This window comes from Agromyces sp. NPDC052230 (assembly GCF_040679595.1).
GTDB lineage: Bacteria > Actinomycetota > Actinomycetes > Actinomycetales > Microbacteriaceae > Agromyces.
Genome location: NZ_JBFAVC010000002.1, coordinates 1 through 20725 on the forward strand (window position 1 = coordinate 1; position 20725 = coordinate 20725).

The 20725-nt window shown below is 69.9% G+C and carries 19 protein-coding genes; 11 read left to right on the forward strand and 8 right to left on the reverse strand.

All coding sequences use genetic code 11. The features are described from left to right. Nucleotides 1–101: 101 nt before the first annotated feature. Nucleotides 102–1445: an FAD-binding oxidoreductase gene (locus tag AB0K73_RS05205; protein ID WP_364774935.1), complete on the reverse strand. Its 1344-nt coding sequence runs from the start codon at nucleotides 1443–1445 to the stop codon at nucleotides 102–104. Further along, nucleotides 1388–1819 (reverse strand): hypothetical protein, encoded by a 432-nt coding sequence (locus AB0K73_RS05210; protein ID WP_360511334.1) that lies wholly within the window; start codon nucleotides 1817–1819, stop codon nucleotides 1388–1390. Before AB0K73_RS05210 ends, AB0K73_RS05205 begins: the two co-directional genes overlap by 58 nt. A gap of 183 nt (nucleotides 1820–2002) precedes the next feature. Here AB0K73_RS05210 and AB0K73_RS05215 point away from each other — a divergent pair, with 183 nt between their 5' ends. Next, nucleotides 2003–4537 carry a LuxR C-terminal-related transcriptional regulator gene (locus tag AB0K73_RS05215; RefSeq protein ID WP_360511336.1) on the forward strand — a complete coding sequence of 845 codons (2535 nt, stop codon included), beginning with the start codon at nucleotides 2003–2005 and terminating at the stop codon, nucleotides 4535–4537. 53 nt (nucleotides 4538–4590) lie between these two features. On the opposite strand, the gene AB0K73_RS05220 is transcribed toward AB0K73_RS05215, so the two are convergent. Both AB0K73_RS05220 and AB0K73_RS05225 read right to left on the reverse strand, forming a co-directional pair. Continuing rightward, entirely contained in the window at nucleotides 4591–6255 is a 1665-nt protein-coding gene (locus AB0K73_RS05220; RefSeq protein ID WP_360511338.1) for an alpha-amylase family protein, read from the reverse strand. Further along, nucleotides 6252–7220, reverse strand: a complete 969-nt coding sequence (locus AB0K73_RS05225; RefSeq protein WP_360511340.1) for a TIGR03885 family FMN-dependent LLM class oxidoreductase — start codon at nucleotides 7218–7220, stop codon at nucleotides 6252–6254. The genes AB0K73_RS05220 and AB0K73_RS05225 overlap by 4 nt, the downstream gene beginning before the upstream one ends. Before the next feature lie 123 nt (nucleotides 7221–7343). On the opposite strand from AB0K73_RS05225, the gene ftsY reads away from it, so the two are divergent. From ftsY to ffh, 3 genes are read left to right on the forward strand one after another with little or no spacing between them, the layout of a single operon-like run. After that, nucleotides 7344–8219, forward strand: a complete 876-nt coding sequence (ftsY, locus tag AB0K73_RS05230) for a signal recognition particle-docking protein FtsY (RefSeq protein WP_360511342.1) — start codon at nucleotides 7344–7346, stop codon at nucleotides 8217–8219. A 16-nt stretch (nucleotides 8220–8235) separates the two neighbouring features. Continuing rightward, entirely contained in the window at nucleotides 8236–8724 is a 489-nt protein-coding gene (locus tag AB0K73_RS05235) for a DUF2004 domain-containing protein (RefSeq protein WP_360511344.1), read from the forward strand. A gap of 54 nt (nucleotides 8725–8778) precedes the next feature. Beyond that, a complete protein-coding gene (ffh, locus tag AB0K73_RS05240; protein WP_360511346.1) occupies nucleotides 8779–10356 on the forward strand; it encodes a signal recognition particle protein in 1578 nt (525 codons plus the stop codon). On the opposite strand, the gene AB0K73_RS05245 is transcribed toward ffh, so the two are convergent. The 3 genes from AB0K73_RS05245 to AB0K73_RS05255 form a co-directional block, all read right to left on the reverse strand. Next, nucleotides 10353–10964, reverse strand: a complete 612-nt coding sequence (locus AB0K73_RS05245; protein ID WP_360511348.1) for a DUF305 domain-containing protein — start codon at nucleotides 10962–10964, stop codon at nucleotides 10353–10355. The genes ffh and AB0K73_RS05245 overlap by 4 nt on opposite strands. Before the next feature lie 71 nt (nucleotides 10965–11035). Next, the gene (locus AB0K73_RS05250) at nucleotides 11036–12904 is read right to left on the reverse strand and encodes a hypothetical protein (protein ID WP_360511350.1); all 1869 of its coding nucleotides are present in this window, start codon (nucleotides 12902–12904) and stop codon (nucleotides 11036–11038) included. 4 nt (nucleotides 12905–12908) lie between these two features. Beyond that, a complete protein-coding gene (locus AB0K73_RS05255) occupies nucleotides 12909–13721 on the reverse strand; it encodes a fused MFS/spermidine synthase (protein ID WP_360511352.1) in 813 nt (270 codons plus the stop codon). A 176-nt stretch (nucleotides 13722–13897) separates the two neighbouring features. Here AB0K73_RS05255 and AB0K73_RS05260 point away from each other — a divergent pair, with 176 nt between their 5' ends. Continuing rightward, nucleotides 13898–14908, forward strand: coding sequence for a peptidoglycan bridge formation glycyltransferase FemA/FemB family protein (locus AB0K73_RS05260; protein ID WP_360511354.1), 1011 nt, complete (start codon nucleotides 13898–13900; stop codon nucleotides 14906–14908). 105 nt (nucleotides 14909–15013) lie between these two features. Beyond that, nucleotides 15014–16447, forward strand: a complete 1434-nt coding sequence (locus AB0K73_RS05265) for a GH1 family beta-glucosidase (protein WP_360511356.1) — start codon at nucleotides 15014–15016, stop codon at nucleotides 16445–16447. Here AB0K73_RS05265 and AB0K73_RS05270 read toward each other — a convergent pair. Next, nucleotides 16419–17591: a glutamate--cysteine ligase gene (locus AB0K73_RS05270; protein WP_360511358.1), complete on the reverse strand. Its 1173-nt coding sequence runs from the start codon at nucleotides 17589–17591 to the stop codon at nucleotides 16419–16421. The two genes, AB0K73_RS05265 and AB0K73_RS05270, sit on opposite strands and share 29 nt — an antisense overlap. 222 nt (nucleotides 17592–17813) lie before the next feature. Here AB0K73_RS05270 and rpsP point away from each other — a divergent pair, with 222 nt between their 5' ends. From rpsP to AB0K73_RS05295, 5 genes are all read left to right on the forward strand, one after another. Beyond that, a complete protein-coding gene (gene rpsP / locus AB0K73_RS05275) occupies nucleotides 17814–18233 on the forward strand; it encodes a 30S ribosomal protein S16 (protein WP_360511360.1) in 420 nt (139 codons plus the stop codon). 3 nt (nucleotides 18234–18236) lie between these two features. Then, nucleotides 18237–18473: an RNA-binding protein gene (locus AB0K73_RS05280; RefSeq protein WP_136709415.1), complete on the forward strand. Its 237-nt coding sequence runs from the start codon at nucleotides 18237–18239 to the stop codon at nucleotides 18471–18473. 1 nt (nucleotide 18474) lies between these two features. Beyond that, nucleotides 18475–19056 carry a ribosome maturation factor RimM gene (gene rimM / locus AB0K73_RS05285; protein ID WP_360511362.1) on the forward strand — a complete coding sequence of 194 codons (582 nt, stop codon included), beginning with the start codon at nucleotides 18475–18477 and terminating at the stop codon, nucleotides 19054–19056. Nucleotides 19057–19066: 10 nt separating this feature from the next. Continuing rightward, nucleotides 19067–19810 (forward strand): tRNA (guanosine(37)-N1)-methyltransferase TrmD, encoded by a 744-nt coding sequence (gene trmD / locus AB0K73_RS05290; protein WP_360511364.1) that lies wholly within the window; start codon nucleotides 19067–19069, stop codon nucleotides 19808–19810. Nucleotides 19811–19920: 110 nt separating this feature from the next. Then, complete coding sequence (locus AB0K73_RS05295; RefSeq protein ID WP_360511366.1) at nucleotides 19921–20682, forward strand: CbiX/SirB N-terminal domain-containing protein; 762 nt, start codon at nucleotides 19921–19923, stop codon at nucleotides 20680–20682. The last annotated feature ends 43 nt before the right edge of the window (nucleotides 20683–20725 follow it).

Genomic DNA, 20725 nt, shown 5'->3' on the forward strand with positions numbered 1-20725 from the left:
CGACGGGGTCGGCGAACAGCCGCGGCTGTGCCACGACCGGCGCGCCCTCGAGTTCGAGGCCGCGGCATCCGCTCGCCTCTCTGTCCTCGAAGCAAGCGCCGTCAGGTATGCACCGCAGGCATCGCCGGCCGGATGTTCTGGTTGATGTGGAAGAGGTTCCCTGGGTCGTATTCACCTTTGATCGCTGCCAGACGGTCGTAGTTGGCGCCGTAGGCCGCTCTGATCCGATCCTGTCCCTCGTCCATCATCATGTTGACGTAGGCGCCGCCGGCGGAGTGCGGGTGGAGGTCAGCCCAGTAGTCCTTGGCCCAGTCGGTCACGAGTGCCCTGTTCGCGGGATCGGGGTCGACCCCGCCGATGACCTGCGCGAAGTCGGCCTGCCGGAACGCCCACGGCGTCTCGTCGGCCGCGACGTCATGCACGGCCCCGCTGATCGGGTAGAGATGCATGGACGACAGCGGAGTCGGCATCTCGTTGCCGTGAGCCACATGCTGTGCGATGGCGTCATCGCTCAGTTCGGCGAAGAAGTCCGCCTTCCAGTACCACTGCAGCCCCGCTGGGACGAGCGCGTCGAACGAGCTCTGCAGGGCGGGATAGGGCATCGGCTGGATTCCGTCGAGGGTCGGTGCGGCGAAGGCGCGCACCGGCGCGAACACGGCATCGGCGTGCTCGGTCGGACCGGAATAGCACCAGATGATGCCGCAGACCTTCTGACCACGCAGCTCGGGCGGGAACATCGGCGCGGGTGGAATCGTCATGAAGGCGAAGAAGCCGTTGAGCTCGCGTGGCGCCGAGGTGATGAAATCGCGGTACCAGCGAAGCACGTCGGTCGCACGCTCGATCGGCCAGAACGTGGGGCCGCCCACGACGGTGTCGACCGGATGCAACCGGAACTCGAACGACGTGACGACGCCGAAGTTGCCGCCACCACCGCGCACCGCCCAGAACAGGTCGGGGTGTTCACCCGCGCTCGCGCTGACGACGGCCCCATCGGCGAGCACCATGTCCACCCTGAGGAGGTTGTCGACGGTGAGCCCGTAGTGGCGGCTGAGGTGACCGGTGCCGCCGCCGAGCGTCAGCCCGCCCACACCCGTCGTCGACATGATGCCGCTCGGCGTCGCCAAGCCGAACTCGTGGGTCGCGCGATCCAGCTCGCCCAGGGTGCATCCGCCCGCGACTCGTACGGTCCGGCGGTCGGGGTCGATCCGGATGTCGCGCAGCTGCGACAGATCGATGACGAGACCGGCATCGACCGAACCCAGCCCGGGGCCGCTGTGCCCGCCTCCACGGACGGCGAGCTCGAGGTCGTTCGCGCGCGCGAAGTCCACCGAGCTGACGACGTCGGCCACGTCGGCACAGCGTACGATGACGGCCGGCCGTTTGTCGATCATCGCGTTGTAGAGCCTTCTGGCTTCGTCATAGCGCGGGTCATCGGGGAGGACCACGCTTCCACGAATTCCGGCGCCGAATCCGTCGATGGCTGAACCATCGACTTGCTTCCTGGGGCGTTCCACGGTGTCCATGGCGGCCACCTTCCTTTCGATCCTCGCGTTGGTGGACGAGTCGCGCGTGAGCGCAGGAACCAGATGAGCATGAGGGCGGATGCCGCGAGATAGAACGTGTGCAGGAACCAGATCGGACCGATGGGCAGGCTGAACACGTAGATGGAGTGCACGGCGTTGCCGGCGTTGGTGATCGCGAGGTTGGCGAGGCTGTACGACGCGAGGTCCTTGGTGCGCGCAGCCTTCACCAGCATGGGCAGGTAGCTCATGACGAAGAGGCCGGTCGACATGACGCCGGCGAGCACGGCGAGGTCCATCTCACCGAAGCCACGAATCCCGCCCGTTCATGGCTTCCACCTCCCTTCCGATCTGGCGTTGGTGATGGAACCAGCCTTGTGATAAGGAGGATTGTCGGCATCGGGCAGCGCCTTAAGGACTCCTCAGATTCCGCAGGCGTCCGTCGAAGCCGGCGTGGACTTCTCCCACGAAGGGAGGCCGCCATGGTCGCCGGAGCAGGGGTCGACGAATCACGAGCCGGGCGAGTCTCATCGAGCCTGTCGGCCCTTCCTGCGGACACGACGAGCTTCGTGGGGCGACGGCGCGACGTCGATCGCCTCCGGCGACGGCTTGCGGACTCCCGCCTGCTGACGCTGACGGGCCCGGGCGGCATCGGGAAGACGCGGCTGGCGATCGAGGTCGCTCGTCGATCGGTGAGGCGCTTTGCAGGCGGAACCTTCTTCGTCGAGCTCGCGGGCCTGCGCGAACCGGGACTTCTTCTGCCGACGATCGCCCGTGCCGTCGGCGTCGGGGAGTTCGACGGCGAATCGACGATCGCGGCGATTGCCGATCGTCTGGGGGAGTCCGGGTCGCTGCTCATCCTCGACAACTTCGAGCAGATCGTGAGCGCCGGCCCCGATGTGGGTCGATTGCTCGCGGCGAGTCCGACGCTTCGTGTGCTCGTGACGAGCCGTATCCCGACGCATCTGGCCGGCGAGAAGGAGTTCCGGGTCGCGTCGCTCGAGATTCCGGATCCGGGGGCGCCGGCGTCGCCCGAGGTGCTCGGTCGCGTCGAGGCACTCACCCTGTTCGTGGAGCGGGCCCGGGCGATTCGACCAGGCTTCGCGCTGACCGAACGGAGCGCACAGGCGATCGCCCAGATCTGTCGCCGTCTCGACGGCCTGCCCCTCGCCATCGAGCTCGCCGCCGCCCGAACGAAGGTCCTCTCCGCCGAGGCACTGCTGCAGCGCCTGGAGCGCGGGCTCCCTGCGCTCGCCGTGGGGCCTGCCGATGCCCCGGAACGGCAGCGTACGGTCGAGGCGACCATCACCTGGAGCTACGAACTGCTGGACTTCACGGAACGGCAGACGTTCGGGCGGCTCGGCGTCTTCGTCGGCGGATTCGACCTCACCGCCTCGGAGTACGTCCTGGCCGGCTCGGTCGACGGGCCCGACGCCGACGCGCTGGACCAGTTGAGCCGGCTCGTCGACCACAGCCTCCTGCAGGTCGACTCGGATGAGGACGGCGAGGTGCGCTTCAGGATGCTCGAGCCCATCCGCCGGTTTGCGCTCGATCAGCTCTCCGTCGCCGATTCGGTGTCGGTGCAAGACCGTCACCTCGAGTGGTGCATCGGGCTTGCGGAGGCGGTGGAAGGATGCGGCAACGAGTACACGCACGGGGAGCGGATGCGTCGCCTCGTCGCGGAGCGGGACAACATCCGCGCGGCGCTCGCCCACGCGCTCGAGCGTGGCGATGGGGACCGGCTCCTGCGATTGGCAGGGGCGCTCGATCGTCGATTCTGGCTGGCGATCGGCGACCTGGATCTCAGCGAGAGCCGGCGGTGGCTCGAGGTAGGGCTCGAGCTGGGGGTGGAGGCCCGCGGCCGCATCCGTGCGGGCGCGCTGCAGCGGCTCGCATCGACGCACGCCCTCTCATCGTCGCGATGGCGCTCCGCCCTCGAGGAAGCGCTGGCCGAATACGGACGCACGGGCGACGAGGTGGGGATGGCTGAAGCGATGTGTGCCCTTGGACTGACGGACGTGTACCGAGGGGATCTCACAGCCGCCGACGCCCGGTTGCGGCGGGGGCTCGAGCTCGCGCGCCGAGCGGGCGCCCCGCTGGTGCTCCATGCAGACCTGCGTGCCTCACTCGGCCTGCTCGCATACCGTCGTCGCGATGAGGGTCTGGGACGCGATGAGTTCGAGGAAGCGCTTCAACTGGCCCGGACCTCCGGCGACGCCGTCAGCGTCGCGACCGCGCTCGGCCACCTCGGCCGCCTCGCGATGACGGAGGCGGACGGTGAGCGCGCTCAGCGTCTGCTCGCGGAACGCGTGGAGCTGGCTCGCGTCATCGATGACCCGGAGTTGCTCACGTGGGCCCTCACCGACCTGGCATCGGAGCGGGTCGCTTCGGGGGAGCTCGACACAGCACGCGCACTGGTCCTCGAGGCGGCGCAGGCGAGCTCGAGGTTGAACTGGTGGTTCGAGGTCATGGTGCTCGATGCGCTGGCGCAGTGGCTGTGTGCCGCCGGCGAACTCGACGAGGCGGCGCGCTGCCTGTCCGCGGCTGATCGAACTCGGCCGGATACCGAGATGAACTGGGATCCCGATCGGGTGTCCACCAGAACCGTGTTGGCAGATCGCACCAGATCGGTGATGCATCGCACGGCGTTCGACGCCGCCTGGGATGACGCACGGGTGATGAGCCGTGCCGCCGTGATGGACCGGGCGCTCACCGCGATGCGTGCCGCCGATATCCGGCAGCGTGAAGCGACGCGTCGAGCCCGTGGCAATGGGGGCCTCAGCCCGCGCGAGCTCGAGGTCCTCGGCCTGATCGTCGACGGCCGATCCGACGGCGAGATCGCGGAGGAGTTGACCATCAGCAAGAAGACCGCCAGCGTGCACGTCGCGCACATCAAGGACAAGCTCGGGGCCGGAAGCCGCGTCGAGATCGCAACGGAGGGCATCCGGCTCGGACTGGTGCATCCCCTCGGTCTCGACCGGACCGATCTCGACCGCGTTGACCCCGACCGAGGCTGAGCGGTGATCGGCGAGCGGATGCCGCGGCGGCGCGCCGCGGCATCCGCTCGCGCTCAGGTGAGCCGGCGGTCACCCGGCGCGAGGACGCGGAACCACCGGTACCCGTAGGCGTCGAGCTCCACGTCGACGCGTCCGCGATCGTCGAGTTCGTCGGCGTTCACCGCGAACAGGTCGGACAGCACAGCGCCTTCGGGATGCGGTCCGAGTTCGAGGGTCACCGTGACGGGCCGGGGTGCGAAGTTGTGCACGGCGACGAAACGCAGGTGATCCTCGACGATGCGATGGGCCAGCACGGCCGGCTCGCCCACGTCGAGCAGCTCGAAGCGGCCCCAGCCGATCTCGGGCGAGGCGCGGTACCGCGCGGCGAAGGCGCGGATGGTGGCGAGCAGCGAGAGCGGGTCGTGCATCTGCGCCTCGACATTGACGTGCTCCGGCGCGTACCCGTCGGAAGGCGGCGTCGCCACGAGGCGGCTCGGAGCGGCTCGCGAGAATCCGCCGTTCTTCCCGCTCGTCCACTGCATCGGCGTCCGCACGCTCTGGCGCTTGCCCATCTCGCCGTTCTCACCCATGCCGATCTCCTCGCCGTAGAACAGCACGGGCGTGCCGGGCAGCGAGAAGAGCAGGCTGTAGACCATGCGCACGCGGCGCGGGTCGCCCTCGAGCATCGGGGGAAGGCGGCGTACGATGCCGCGGCCGTAGACGCGCATCCAGTCCTCGGGCGCGAATGCGTCGAAGACCTCCTCGCGTTCGGTCTCGCTCAGCTTGTCGAGGGTCAACTCGTCGTGGTTCCGCACGAAATTCGCCCACTGCTTCTCGGGTTCGAGCTGCGGTCGGCGCGCGAGCGTGTCGCGCAGCGGTGTCGCGTCCTGCCGGGCGAGCGAGAGATACAGGCGTTGCATCGCCTCGAAGTCGAACTGCATCGTCAACTCGGCCGGGTCGCCCTCGTGTCCGAAGAAGGCGAGCTGATCCTCGTACGTCAGATTCACCTCGCCGAGCAGGATCGCCTCGCTCGCCCGTCGCTGAAGGTACTGACGCAGGTCCCGCATGAGTTCATGCGGGTCGCCGACATCCTCGCCGTCGGGTGGTTCGATGAGGAACGGCACGGCATCGACACGGAAGCCGGTGATGCCGAGCTGGAGCCAGAATCCGACGGTCTTCGCGATCTCGTCCCGGACGTCGGGATTCGCGATGTTGAGGTCGGGCTGGTGCTTGTAGAACGAGTGCAGGTAGTGCTGGCCGGTGGGCTCGTGCCACTCCCACACCCCTTCCTCCTCGCCGGGGAAGACGCTCTCGGGCGGGTTGGGCGGCACCTCGTCGCGCCACACGTAGAAGTCGCGGTACGGCGAGTTGCGACTGCGCTTGGCCGACTGGAACCACGGGTGCCGGTCGGAGGTGTGGTTCATGACCAGGTCCATGATGACCCGGATGCCGCGATCCCGCGCCGCGCGGGTGAACGACACCACGTCGCCGAGCGAACCGAATCTCGGGTCCACGCCGACGAAGTCGACGATGTCGTAGCCGTCGTCGAGGTCGGGCGACGGTTGGAACGGCATGAGCCAGATGCACGTGACGCCGAGCTCTGCGAGGTGATCGAGCCGTTGGGCGAGTCCGTCGAAGTCGCCGCAGCCGTCGTCGTTCCAGTCCATGAACGTCTCGATGTCGAGGCAGTAGACGACGGCGGTCTTCCACCAGAGGTCGCCCCGATCGGTGACCCTCATCGCCCCGCCGCCTTGAGATCGGGGAGCACCCGTTCGCCGAACGCCTGAATGAACGCGTCCTGCTCGGTGCCGACGTGGTGCAGGTAGATGCGGTCCACGCCGAGCTCCGCGATGGCGGCCAGGTGGTCGAGATGGCGCGCGGTGTCGGCGGAGGCGATCAGGGTCTCCGCCACCTGTTCGGGCGTGGCATCCTGCGTGCGCTCGTCGAACTCCTCGGGCCGGGCGAGCTCCCAGGCGAGGTGCGCCGGCACGAGGCTCTGCCGCCACTGGTCGTGCGCGATCGCGACCGCTTCCTCGTCGGTGGCCGCCCAGCTGAGATGCACCTGCACGGCGACGGGTCCGTCTCCGCCCGCACCGCGGTAGGCGTCCATGACCCCGCGAAGCAGGTCGGGTGACTGGTCGATGGTGATGATGCCGTCGGCCCACGCGGCGGCCTCGCCGGCCGTCTCGGTGCTCACCGCGGCCGCGAAGAGCGGCGGCGGCACCTCGGGCAGGCTCCAGATGCGGGCGCGATCCACCCGGACCAGGCCGTCGGCCGAGACCTCTTCGCCGGCGAGCAGGTGCCGCATCACGTCGATGGTCTCGACGAGGCGCGCGTCGCGCTCGTCCTTCTCGGGCCAGGGGTCGCCGGTCACGTGCTCGTTCACGGCCTCGCCGCTGCCGATGGCGGCCCAGAAGCGCCCGGGGAACATCTCGCCCAAGGTGGCGATCTTCTGCGCGGCGACGGCAGGATGGTATCGCTGCCCGGGCGCGGTCACCACGCCGAGTGAGAATCGCGTGGCCTGGAGCGCGGCGCCGAGCCAGCTCCACGCGTAGCCGGAGTGCCCCTGTCGGACGCTCCACGGCTCGAAGTGGTCGCTGCACATGGCGGCGTCGAAGCCCGCCTCCTCGGCCTGCTGAACGGCGTGCAGCAGGCGGCTGGGCGGGAGTTGTTCGTGTGAGGCGTGGAATCCCACGATCGTCATGCGGAGTCCTTCCGTTCGGAGTCGAGGTTCTCGTGACGACCGCCCGGCGGCAACCCCTTGCCCGGCCGCCGCGAGCCGTGTACCGGGCGTTCCGGCGTGTGTGAGCGGCCTAGGCTTGTGGGCATGGCAGAACGCGCATCCTGGTCGCTCGGTGCGGCCCTCCGCGGGGTCTTCGGGGCGAAGACGATCGACGAGGACACGTGGGACGACCTCGAGTCCGCCCTCATCCGCGCCGATTTCGGGCCCGCGGTCACCGAGGAGATCGTGGAAGCCATCAAGGCGCAGGTCGAGCGGTATCGCACCACCGATCCCCGCGATGTCCAGCGGATGCTGCGCGAGCTCATCGAGGAGCGCCTCGCGAAGTACGACCCCACGCTGAAGCTCACCGAACGCCCTGCCGTCGTGCTCGTGGTGGGCGTCAACGGCGTCGGCAAGACCACGACGATCGGCAAGTTCGCCAAGTTCCTGCGCAACTACAACCGCTCCGTGCTCGTCGGCGCGGGCGACACGTTCCGGGCCGCCGCCGTCGACCAGCTGGCCACGTGGGCGGAGCGCGCGGGCGCGGGTATCGTGCGTCCCGAGCGCGAGGGCCAGGACCCGGCATCCGTCGCCTTCCAGACCGTCGAACAGGCCAAGCGCGACGGCATCGAGATCGTGCTCATCGACACCGCCGGCCGCCTGCACACCAAGGGCGGGCTCATGGATGAGCTCGGCAAGATCAAGCGCGTCGTCGAGAAGCAGGCGCCGATCAGCGAGGTGCTGCTCGTGCTCGACGCGACGACCGGGCAGAACGGGCTCGCGCAGGCCGAGGCGTTCATCGAACACGGTGGCGTCACCGGGCTCGTGCTCACCAAGCTCGACGGCAGCGCGAAGGGCGGGTTCGTGCTCGCGGTACAGGAGAAGACCGGGCTGCCGATCAAGCTCATCGGACAGGGCGAGGGCATCGGCGACCTCACGGGATTCACGCCGCACGTCTTCGCGCAGAAGCTCGTCGGATAAGCACGGGAGAGAGATCATGGCGACCGAGCACGATTACTTCGGAGTCATCGGCAACGACTGGTCGGAGATGGTGGAGTACGCCGACCAGCGCGTGGAGGTGGTGCTCGACGCCCAGGACGACGGCGCCCAGATCTCGGCCCTGGATGCCGCGGCCGCGCTCGTCGTGGAGCTCGAGCTCGTCGACGACGAGCTCCGGTCGGCGTTCGTGAGCCAGCTCGACGCGCGCAGTTCCCCAGTGGTGCGATTCCTCGATGTGCTGCTCGACTCCGAGCTCGAGCAGACGGAGGAGATCTGGGCCGCCATCGGCCGGGACTCCGGAGACCACCAGATCGACGCGCTCCGCTCCATGACCCTTGTGCGCGTCGATCTCCGACCCGAGGCGCATGGGCCGGGGGAGGTGTTCGCCGAGTTCGAGTACGCGCTCGCTCCCGAGGAGACCGATGAGCGGCTCATCGCGTCGATCGACGTCGGGCGCGAGCTCGTGGAGGTCCGCTTCGAGGGGTGAGCGCGGGCCCGCTCAGCGGGGACGCATCCGCTCTCGCCTAGAATCGGTGACACCATGGCTACTTTCGGAAACCTGTCTGACCGCCTCGCCGAGACCTTCAAGAATCTCCGCACCAAGGGCAAGCTGTCGGCCGCCGACGTCGACGGCACCGTGCGCGAGATCCGCCGCGCACTGCTCGACGCCGACGTCGCGCTCGACGTGGTCAAGCAGTTCACGTCGCACGTGCGCGAACGCGCCCTCGGCGACGAGGTCAACAAGGCGCTGAACCCCGCGCAGCAGGTGGTGCAGATCGTGAACGAGGAGCTCGTCGCGATCCTCGGCGGCGAGCAGCGCCGGCTGCAGTTCGCGAAGAACCCGCCCACCGTGATCATGCTCGCGGGCCTCCAGGGCGCCGGAAAGACGACCCTCGCGGGCAAGCTCGCGAAGTGGCTCGTGAAGGACGGCCACACGCCTATGCTCGTGGCCGCCGACCTGCAGCGCCCCAACGCGGTGAACCAGCTGCAGGTGGTGGGTGGCCAGGCGGGCGTCGCCGTCTTCGCGCCCGAGCCCGGCAACGGAGTCGGCGACCCCGTGAGGGTCGCGAAGGACGCCATGCAGCAGGCGACCCGTGCCCAGCACGACGTGGTCATCATCGACACCGCCGGCCGACTCGGCGTCGACGCCGAGATGATGAAGCAGGCCGCCGACATCCGCAAGGTGACGAATCCAGACGAGGTGCTGTTCGTCATCGACGCGATGATCGGCCAGGACGCCGTCACCACGGCCAAGGCGTTCCAGGACGGCGTCGACTTCACGGGCGTCGTGCTCTCCAAGCTCGACGGCGACGCACGCGGTGGCGCGGCGCTCAGCGTGGCCTCCGTCACGGGTCGCCCGATCATCTTCGCCTCGACCGGTGAGGGTCTCGACGACTTCGAGCCGTTCCACCCCGACCGCATGGCGAGCCGCATCCTCGACCTCGGCGACATCCTCACCCTCATCGAGCAGGCCCAGCAGGCCTTCGACGAGGAGGAGGCGCTGAAGGTCGCCGAGAAGCTCGCGACGGAGCAGTTCACGCTCGAGGACTTCCTCGCGCAGATGCAGCAGCTGCGCGGCGCAGGTTCCATCAAGAAGATGCTCGGCATGCTGCCCGGCGCGGGCGGCATGAAGCAGCAGCTCGAGAACTTCGACGAGCGCGAGATCGTGCGCACCGAGGCGATCATCCAGTCGATGACGCTGGCGGAGCGCCGCAATCCGAAGCTGCTCAACGGATCGCGGCGACTGCGCATCGCGCGTGGCTCCGGCATGACGGTGACCGACGTGAACCAGCTCGTGCAGCGATTCGAACAGGCCGCGAAGATGATGAAGACGGTCGCACGGGGCGGGATGCCGCAGATTCCCGGCATGGGACCGATCCCCGGTGGCGGTGGGTACGGCGGCGGAAAGCGGCAGGCCGTGAAGGGCAAGAAGAAGTCGGGTTCGCGTTCGGGGAACCCCGCGAAGCGGGCCGCCGAGAACGCCGCGATCGCGTCCGGCGCCCCGGCCGGCCAGGGTTCCGCTCCGGCAGGATCGGGCTTCGGCCTCGGTGGCGGCGGTGCGAAGGCGGCACCGAGCGAAGAGGAGCTCGCCGCGCTCCAGAAGCTGCTCGGGCGCTAACCGCTCGAGTCGGCGAGCCGGGCCTCGATCTCGAGCATCCGGTCGATCTCGAGCGATTGCGCCGTCGCGATGGCGCGAGCCCACCGGGCGACCCCGGGATCGCCGGCCTCCGCGAGCCGTGCCTCGGCCATCTCGACCGCGCCGCGATGGTGCGGGACCATGGCGGTGAGGAACAACGCATCGAACGCCGTACCGTCGAGTTCTGCGGCGCGGTCGAGTGTGGACCGACTGATCTCGCCGCGCATCGCCACGTCGTGACCATGGTCGGTGGTGCTGCCGTCGTCGCTCCGGCGCCTGTCGAGCCACGACCGCATGTTCGCCGCCTCGGCGGCCTGCGTCACACGCATACGGCTCGCGAGGTCGGCGAGCTCCGCATCGGCTGCGCGGGAAGCAGCCAGGTCGGCGAGCTCGACCGCCTGCCCATGGTGCACCACCATCGCGGCGATGAACGCGACATCGGCCTCGGTCGCACCTTCGGACGCCGACGGGGTTTCGGCGCCCGTCGTTGCGGATGCGCCACCGGGTGGGGCCGGCGTGACGAAGGCGGGCGGCGTGGCGTCCTCCCCGGGCGAGGCGGTGCAGCCCGACAGCGCGAGTGCCGCCGACATCGCGAGCAACGCGAACCCGCCGCGACGCCGCGACGGCCGGCCCGACCGGACGCTCCGAGGAAGCCGCTCGCTCACGACCGTGCCCGACGTCGGCGAGCGAGCAGCGCGAATGCGGCGGCACCGACGCCCACGACGGCGAGCACCACGAGCAGCACGAACGGCCACCACGGCGCCTCCTGCTCGGCGCGCGGCTCCGGTGCCGGCGGGGATTCGACGACCACGTCCACCGTGCCGATCGCGAGTCGTGGCTCCGACGTGTCGCCGCGCACGACGAGGTCGTAGCGGCCCGCCACGAGCGGACCGGGCAGTGCCACCTCGCTGGCCGCGAGCGACCCGTCTGCGCCCGCCGTGAGCGTCGCGAGCACCGCCTGCGACGGCATCCACCACACGTCGGCGGTCTCGCCCGGTTCGAGGGAGCCGGGCGGCAGCGACACCGACACCGTCGCCGGGGACGCGGGTTCGACGGTGGCCGGCGACACCACGAGCGTCTCGAGGGGCGCGCGTTCGGCCGCGGTCGTCGGCACAACGGGGGCTTCACGCCACACCCACCGGTAGCCCGGCTGCGTCTGCGGGTTCAGCCCCGCATCGTCGTACCGGGCGGCGTCGGCGAACAGCGGATCGGTGAGACGCAGCACCTCCAGCCCCTCGTACATGTCGCTCGCGTAGAGGTGCCCGCGGTACGGGTACACCGACCAGATCCCGGCCGTGTAGTCCATCGCGTAGCCGTAGTCGGGCCGGTCGAACCAGGTGAGTTCCACGGGGGCGGCGGGGTCGGTGAAGTCGATCACCGAGACGCCGCCCTCGAGCCAGGCCTGCGCGACGATGAACCGGCCGGGTACCGGCACGAGTCCGCCTGAGTGCGCGACGCACTTCTCGAGGTCGGACTGCGTGCGCGGCAGCTTGTAGGTGCCGGACTTCTCCAGGCCGTCGGGCTGGATGAGCCACACCGCGTCGGCGCCCCGGTCGCCGCCGAACGCCGGCGAGCACGTGTTGATGAACCCGTCGCCGAGCTCGTCCTGGAACACGACGCGCGTCGCGTCGTGGTCGAAGATGCCCGAGTGCCAGAACGCGACGGCCGGATCGCGCACGCGCTGCAGGACCACGGGCGCCAACGGGTCTGCGATCGAGAGCAGCAGCCCGTCGCCACGGCATGCCGCCACGGCGATGCCCTTCGCGGGGTAGGCCGTGATGTCGTGGCATCCGGTCGTCGACCTCGTCTCGGCGCCGCCGGCGACCCGGTCCTCAGGTCCGAAGGCGGTCGCGTCGTCGAACAGGTCGAGTTCGGCTACGATGCCCGCGCGCTGCGGGTCGTCGAGCGGCACCTCGACGACCTGCAGCGGATTGCGTCCGGTGCAGTTGAGGGAGGCCCCGCGGCTGTACGCGTTGACGTAGACGAACACGCGCTCGGTGCCGGCCGGGTCCGGGACGATCGTGTGCGTGTGCGAGCCGCACCGCGTGCGAATGGCGGCCACGTACTGCGGATCGCGTGGATCGGCGAGGTCGAAGATCCGGAGGCCCTCCCAGTTCTGCTCCGTCTCGGGCACACGCCGGGCCTGGCAGGAGTCGTCGGACATGGTCTCGTCGATCGAGACGATGACGAGGTTGCCGACCGCGCTGATGTCGCCCTGCCCGCCGGGGCAGGAGACTGCGCTCAGGAGCGCGGGAGCCGACGGGTCGGCGATGTCCCACACCGAGAACCCCGCATAGTTGCCCTGCACGAGGTGGTCGCCCGTGAAGGCCAGGTCGGAGTTGATGAAATCGGGGTCGTCGCCCTGCCGGAAGGGGTTGTCGCGGTGCGCGACCCACTCGAGTCCCGGGCCGATCGAGGGTTCGCGATCGGTCGGCTGCGCCGCGGCGGGCGACACGAGCACCGCGGCGCAGAGGGCGATCGCGGTCGCCACGGCGGCCGGCCACGTTCGCCGCGCACCGCGATCGCGCATGGCGTCAGGCTGCGGCGTCGCCGTCGTGACGGGCAGGTGCGCCGTCGACGAACTCGTCGTACGTCGGGCCGCGGAGCAGTTCGATGGGGCGCTGGCCGTCGTTCGCGCGCCGCGCCATCGCGTCGGCATCGAACGGGGAGCCGGATGCCACGAAGACGATGTTGCCGAGGCTCTCAGCGGCGACGACCGCCTGCGCGGCGAGCGCGATCGCCTCGGGGAAGACGGCGGCGAGCGTCGCGGCGACCTCGCGGCTCATCGTGAGCCCGCTGGTGGCGAGGGTGTTGACGACGATGAGCCCGCCGGGCCGCACGAGCTCCCGGAGGGCCGTGAAGAACTCGGCGGTCGACATGTGACGCGGCGAGACGCTGCCCGAGAACACGTCGACGACGGCCACGTCGTAGCCGCCGTCGGTCCGCGTCGAACGCTCGACCGCCGTGCGTCCGTCGTCGTACTCGATCGTGAGGTCGACGTCGTCGTCGAGCGGAAGCGTGCCGAGCACGAACTCGAGCAGCTCGCGGTGGAGTTCGACCACATGCTGCGAGGAGCCGGGCCGGGTCGCCCCGAGGTACCGCGGAATGGTGAGGGCACCCGCCCCGAGGTGCAGCGCCCTGATCGGAGCGCCGGGCTCGAGCCATCCGTCGATCACCGCTGCGACCAGTCGCGTGTACTCGAGCTGCAGGTCGTTCGGGTCGCGCGGATTGACGTGCGACTGCGTGATGCCCTCGACGAGGAGGGAGTACCCGCCGTTCGTGCCGCGCCCCGGCAGGAGTCGCGCACTGACGTGCTCGCCGTCGAGTTCGAGTCGCGGATCGCCCATGCGTCCCACCCTAGGTGGGCCGAACCCGGCTGGCCAGATGGCGCGGCGATGTCGGATGTCTCGGAGCGGGATTCCCCGAACCGTCGCGGGCAGCGCCTAAGATGTGCGCCAAGGGGTCGCGTCCGACGGTGGCGGCGACGCCGGCACTGCCGGGGGTGGGAGGCACGGTGCGGACGGTGACGGATCAGACGGCGATCGGCTGGGATGACCGCATCCTCGCCGCGCACACACTCCCGCACTTCATGCAGTCGAGCACCTGGGCGAAGACCCGGTCGGGCGGTCCGTGGGAGGCGTCGGAACGAGACCTGGGCGCTCTCCGGAGCTACCCCGTCCTGACGTTCGAGCGCCACGCGGAGGGATTCGGCATCCTCCAGCACCTGCCACGCGTGAGCGGTCTCGAGCCCGACGACGTCGCCCCGCTCACCGAACGCCTGCGTGCTGAGCGCGGCACGGCCTTCGCGACGAAGATCGAGGTGCACCAGCCACGAGACGAGCGACTCATCGCGGCATTCGAGGAGAGCGGGTGGCTGCCGACGCGAGCATCGCAGTACCGGCACACCGTCGTCGTCGAGACGGCCGCGGGCGAGGAGGAGCTGCTCGCCGGCATGAAGAAGCGGGCGCGGGCCGAGATCCGCATCGCGGAGCGGAACGGCGTGGTCGCCGAACGCGTCGACCTCGATGAGGAGAACCGCCGGCGCATGCTCGACCTCGTGCGCGAGACCGAGGAGCGTTCGGGCGCCTTCTTCCGCGGGGCCGAGTACCTCGAGCGCGTGTGGAGCGCGTTCGACGCCGACGACCGCGGCAGACTGTACTTCGCCAAGCACGAGGGGCGCGTGATCTCGGGCTCGTTCGTCGCCCTCTACGGCAGCGGCGCGTGGTACAAGGACGGCGGCTCGCTCCGCGACCGGCCGCAGCTCATGGCGTCGCGTTACCTGCAGTGGCAGATCATGCGTGATCTCGCGGCATCCGGCATCGAGCGATACGACCTCGGCCACGTGCCGCCGCCGAACGAGCCGGAAGCCCCCGGTCAGGGCGTGTTGACCTTCAAGAGCGCGTTCGCACGCGACGTGCTCGAGTACATGCCCGCCTTCCAGCTCTCGTACGAGGACCGCGCCGAGGCCTGGCGTCGCGGCGAGAGCGAGTTCCTCGCCGCCCACCACGCACGCACGGGCGACTACTGGTATTGAGCCAGGGTCAGGCGGCGTCACTCGCCGCGGACCGGTGATGCCCGCGCGCTACAGTGAGGCCGTGCGGCAGCGGATGTCGCCACCCCGACGACTTGGAGCACGAGCATGACGACCGGCAACGCCGACTACCGCGACTCGGGCCTGGCCTTCCCCGACGACTTCCTCTTCGGTTCGGCGACCGCGGCGTACCAGATCGAGGGCGCCGTGCGCGAGGACGGCCGGGGCGCGTCGATCTGGGACACCTTCAGCCACACGCCGGGCAGGATCTGGAACGACGACAACGGCGATCGGGCGTGCGACCACTACCACCGGATGGAGTCCGACCTCGACCTCATGGTGGAGCTCGGCCTCGAGGCCTACCGGTTCTCGATCGCCTGGCCACGCATCCAACCCACCGGCCGGGGGCCCGCGAACGAGGCGGGACTCGCGTTCTACGAGCGCCTCGTCGACGGGCTCATCGCCCGCGGCATCCGCCCGATCGCGACCCTCTACCACTGGGACCTGCCGCAGGCGCTCGAAGATGACGGCGGCTGGACGAACCGCGCGACCGCCGAGGCGTTCGCCGAGTACGCCCGCATCATGGGGGAGCGCCTCGGTGACCGGGTGCCCCTCTGGACGACCCTCAACGAGCCATGGTGCAGCGCCTACCTCGGCTACGGCTCAGGCGCGCACGCGCCGGGACACCTCGACGGCGCGAAGGCGCTCGCCGCGGTGCACCACCTGAACCTGGCGCACGGGCTGGCGGTCGCGGCGCTCCGGGAGGTCGTGACGAACGACCCGGGTTTCTCGATCACGTTGAATCTGCAGGTGATCCGTCCGTCGGGCCCCACCGGCGCCGAAGCGGTTCGCCGTATCGACGGCCTCGCGAACCGCGTCTTCCTCGGCCCCCTGCTCGAGGGCGAGTACCCGGCCGACGTCATCGCGGACACGGCGAATGTGACGGACTGGTCGTTCGTGAAGCCGGGCGACACCGAGCTCATCCGGCAGCCCATCGACCTGCTCGGCGTCAACTACTACTCGACCGTGACGGTCGAGATGTGGGACGGCGTCTCGCCGCGCGTCCGCGCCGACGGCCACGGCGACACGGGCGGCACGCCGTGGCCCGGATCCGAGCACGTCGAGTTCCTCCTGCAGCCCGGCCCGTACACGGCGATGGGCTGGAACATCGATCCCTCTGGCCTGGAGGATCTCCTGGTGCACCTGCACGAGGCCTACCCCGCGCTCCCGCTCATGGTCACCGAGAACGGGGCCGCCTTCGACGATCTCGTCACGCAGGAACCCGACGGGCCGGCCGTGCACGACCTCGACCGGATCGACTACCTGCAGCGGCATTTCGCGGCCGCCCACCGGGCGATGGCGCGTGGCGTCGACCTCCGCGGGTACCAGGTGTGGTCGCTCCTCGACAACTTCGAGTGGAGCTACGGCTACTCCAAGCGGTTCGGCATCGTGCGCGTCGACTACGACACGTTCGATCGGCTGCCGAAGGACAGCGCGAAGTGGTACTCGGAGCTCATCCGGACCCGGGCGATCCCGGGCTGAACCCCGGGTCGACCCCCTCGCGCAGCTCTCGGGAGAGGTGGGCGACCACGGCGGTCAGGTCATCGCCCGCGGCCTCGGCGACGCGCAGCTGTCGTTGATAGCTCGCGCCGCCGTCGAGCATGGTGCGCACCTGCTGCAACTCGGGGCCGCAGCCGAGTCGCTCGGCGACGGGAACGAGGGTGGTCACGAGGTCGCGGATGTCGTCTGAGACGAGCCGCTCGGTGCCCGCGACATCCGTGATGACCTCGGCGTCCATGCCGTAGCGCGCGGCCCGCCACTTGTTCTCGCGCACGTACCACGGCTGCAGCACCGTGAGCGTGCCGCCCTCGTCGAGGCGGGTCGACATCCACTCGACGAGACACTGCACGAGCGCGCCGATGGCGCCGAGCTCGGCGGCCGTCGACACGCCGTCGCAGACGCGCACCTCGACCGTGCCCCAGCGCGGCGACGGCCGGATGTCCCAGCGAACCTCCGTGTGGTCCTCGATGACGCCCGTGCGCACGAGGTCGTCGACGAAGCGCTCGTACGCGGCCCAGTCGGGCAGCGGATACGGCAACCCGGCGGTCGGCAGCTGCTGGAACATGAGTGCGCGATTCGAGGCGTAGCCGGTCTCGACGCCGGCCCAGAACGGGCTCGACGCCGAGAGCGCCTGCAGGTGCGGGAGATAGGCGAGCAGGCCGTCGAGGATCGGCAGGGCCTTGTCGCGGTCCTCGATGCCGACGTGCACGTGCACGCCCCAGATCATCATGTTGCGCCCCCACCACCGGGTGCGATCGATGAGCTTGTGATATCGCGGCTTGTCGGTGAGGTGCTGGTCGTACCACTGGCTGTACGGGTGCGAGCCGCTGCACATGAGTTCGTACTCGCCGAGTTCGTCGATGACGGCGCGCACCTCGGCGAGCTGCGCCTCGAGGTCGGCCACGGCGCCGGTGACCTGCTCGTGCACGCCGCTCACGAGCTCGACGGTGTTCGTGAGCAGCTCGGAGGTGATCGACGGATGCCGCCCGCCCTCGCTTCGCTCGTCGAGGAGCTCGAGCACCCGGTCGGCGATCGACGCCAGCTCCCCCGTGGCACGGTCGACGATCGCGACTTCCCACTCGAGACCCACGGTGGACCTGGCCGACCTCGCGAACTCGATCTCCATACGCGAACCCCCTCGCTACGGCGGATGCACCGATGTCGGCCCATCTTGGCATGCGACCCCGGCGATTATCCTTACGACGCGATATCTGCAAGAATGGTCAGTCGAGTTCTGTACCGCCCGACCCTCTATCCGGCGCGCAGAATCCCTATGAGCTTCCGCCGAGTGTGCACCCCACGCTCACGGCTGTCAGTTCGCCAACTTCATCACATCATCAGGAGAATTGTGGCTGTCAAGATCCGTCTCAAGCGCCTCGGCAAGATCCGTGCGCCGTACTACCGCATCGTCGTCGCCGACTCGCGCACCAAGCGCGATGGTCGCGTCATCGAGGAGATCGGCAAGTACCACCCCACCCAGAACCCGTCGTTCATCGAGGTCGACTCCGACCGCGCGCAGTACTGGCTCTCCGTCGGCGCCCAGCCGACCGAGCAGGTCGCCGCGATCCTCAAGCTCACGGGCGACTGGGGCAAGTTCAAGGGCGACAAGAACGCCACCTCGCGTGTTCAGGTCGCCGAGCCCAAGGCGGCGTACGTCGCCGACGAGGCGAAGAAGCCCGTGCTGAAGCCCAAGGCCGAGAAGCCGGCGAAGGTCGAAGCGGCCGCCGACGAGACGCCCGCCGACGAGGCCGCGACGGACGAGGCGTAGGCCTTGCTCCAGTCCGCGCTCGAACACCTCGTCAAGGGGATCGTCGATCACCCTGACGACGTGAAGGTCGTCGCCGCGTCGAGCGCACGCGGCGAGGTCCTCGAGGTTCACGTGAACCCCGAGGACCTCGGTCGCGTCATCGGGCGCGCCGGCCGCACCGCGAAGGCGCTCCGCACGCTCGTGACCGCACTCGCCGACGGCCGACGCGTCCGCGTCGACGTCGTCGACACCGACGACTGACGTGAGCGCCGCAGCCCGAACGCAGCTCCGGGTCGGCCGCCTCACGAAGGCGCACGGCCTGAAGGGCGCCCTCAAGCTCGAGCTCTACACCGACGACCCCGAGCGCCGTTTCGTACCCGGCGCGGAGTTCTCGCTGCAGGTGCCCGCCGATTCGCCGTGGCACGGCAAGCACCTCACGCTGCGCGAGCTCCGGTGGTACAACGGGCACCCCGTGGGCTTCTTCGACGGCGTCGACGACCGTTCCGCCGCGGAGGGCCTCGTGAAGGCCATCCTCTGGGTCGACCACGTCGACCAGGAGGCACCCGAGCCCGACGCATGGTACGACCACCAGCTCATCGGGCTCGCGGTGCTCCGCAACGGCGAGAAGGTCGGCGAGATCATCCACGTCGACCACCTTCCCGCGCAGGACCTGCTCATCGTGAAGACGCCGACCGGCGAGGTCATGGTGCCCTTCGTCGGCGCCATCGTCCCCGAGGTCGACGTGGCCGCCGGCACGGTCACGGTGACGCCTCCGGCCGGACTGTTCGAGGAGTTGGCCGAAGCGGATGACACGGCGGCCGAGCCGTCCGACGCCGCCGAGTAGGGTCGCTCGCATGCGGATCGACATCGTCACGATCTTCCCGTCGTTCTTCGACGTGCTCGATCTGTCGCTGCTCGGCAGGGCCCGTCAGTCGGGCCTGATCGAGGTGCACACGCACGACCTGCGGGACTTCACCCACGACCGGCACCGCACCGTCGACGACACGCCGTACGGCGGTGGCGCCGGCATGGTCATGAAGCCCGAGCCGTGGGGCGAGGCGCTCGACTCGATCGTCGGCGACGGGGCATCCGACGCCCTGCTCGTGCTGCCCTCGCCCGCGGGTGAGCCGTTCACGCAGGCCATCGCGCGCGAACTGGCCTCGGAGCAGCACGTCGTGTTCGCCTGCGGTCGCTACGAGGGCATCGACCAGCGCGTCGTCGACCACTACGCCACGCGGATGCGGGTGCGGCTCATCAGCCTCGGTGACTACGTGCTGAACGGCGGCGAGGTCGCCGTCATGGCCATGATCGAGGCGGCCGGACGGCTCGTTCCCGGCGTCGTCGGCAACCCCGAGAGCCTCGTCGAGGAGTCCCACGAGGACGGCCTTCTCGAGTACCCCAGCTACACGAAGCCCGCCGTCTGGCGGGGGCTCGACGTGCCGCCCGTGCTGCTCTCGGGCAACCACGGCAAGGTCGCCGAGTGGCGCCGCGAACAACAACTCGAGCGCACCGCGCGGGTGCGACCCGAGCTGCTCGGCGACGCCGCCGACGCGCCCGCCACCGACGCCCGCGACGCACCCGCCGACGCCTCCGCGTGAGGCACTCTTCACCTGCCGGAAACACCCGGGTGCGGTTCGCGAAACACGGCCTGCATAGCGTCGATGCCGGCGGGTGAGACCGGATTCCGCCGGAAAGCGCGGGTCTGGAGATGGTCGGGTCGAGTGAGACGGGCGTCCCGGCGGATCAGCTCGGCGCGCATCCACTCCGACTCGTCGCCGTCACGCACGGCGCTCCATCAGCGGAGAACCGCGAGGCGGTGATCCGCCTCGTCGACGGGGTGGCTTCCGAACGTCCCGATCTGGACGTCTCGATCAGCTTCGTCGACGCCTCGAACGCGGATGTCGCGGCGGCCCTCGCGGCCGATTCCGAGCACGACGCCGTCATCGTTCCCCTCGTGCTCTCGGCCGGATTCCACGTGCGCACGGGCCTCTCGCTCGGCCTCGATCGCCTCGGCGGCGGCGCCCACCTCGCGGCGGAGCTCGGGCCCGACGACCGCATCGTCGAGGTGCTCGCCGCGCGCCTCGATCGCCTCGGCCTCGCCGACGGCGACACCGTGCTGCTCGCCGCCGCCGGGTCCAACGACCCGCGAGCCGTGCGCGAGTGCTTCGAGACCGCGAGGCGCCTCGGACAGCGCCTCGGCCGTCCCGTCACCGTCGGCTTCATCGCCGCGGCCATCCCGCGGCTGCCCGACGCGATCGAGATGATCCGCGAGGTGCATCCCGGTTCGCGAGTCGTTGTGGGGCCGTACCTGCTCGCACCAGGCACGTTCTACGACGCGGCATCCGCCGCCGGCGCGGACATCATCGCCGACCCACTGCTGCTGCCGGGGGAGCCGGCCGCCGCCGAGCTCGTCGAACTGGTGCTCGAGCGCTACGACACCGCCGACGCCGGCACCCGCGAGCGGGCCTGACGCCTGGCGTGGAGCCGGTGAAACGGGCCTGACGGCTGGCGCC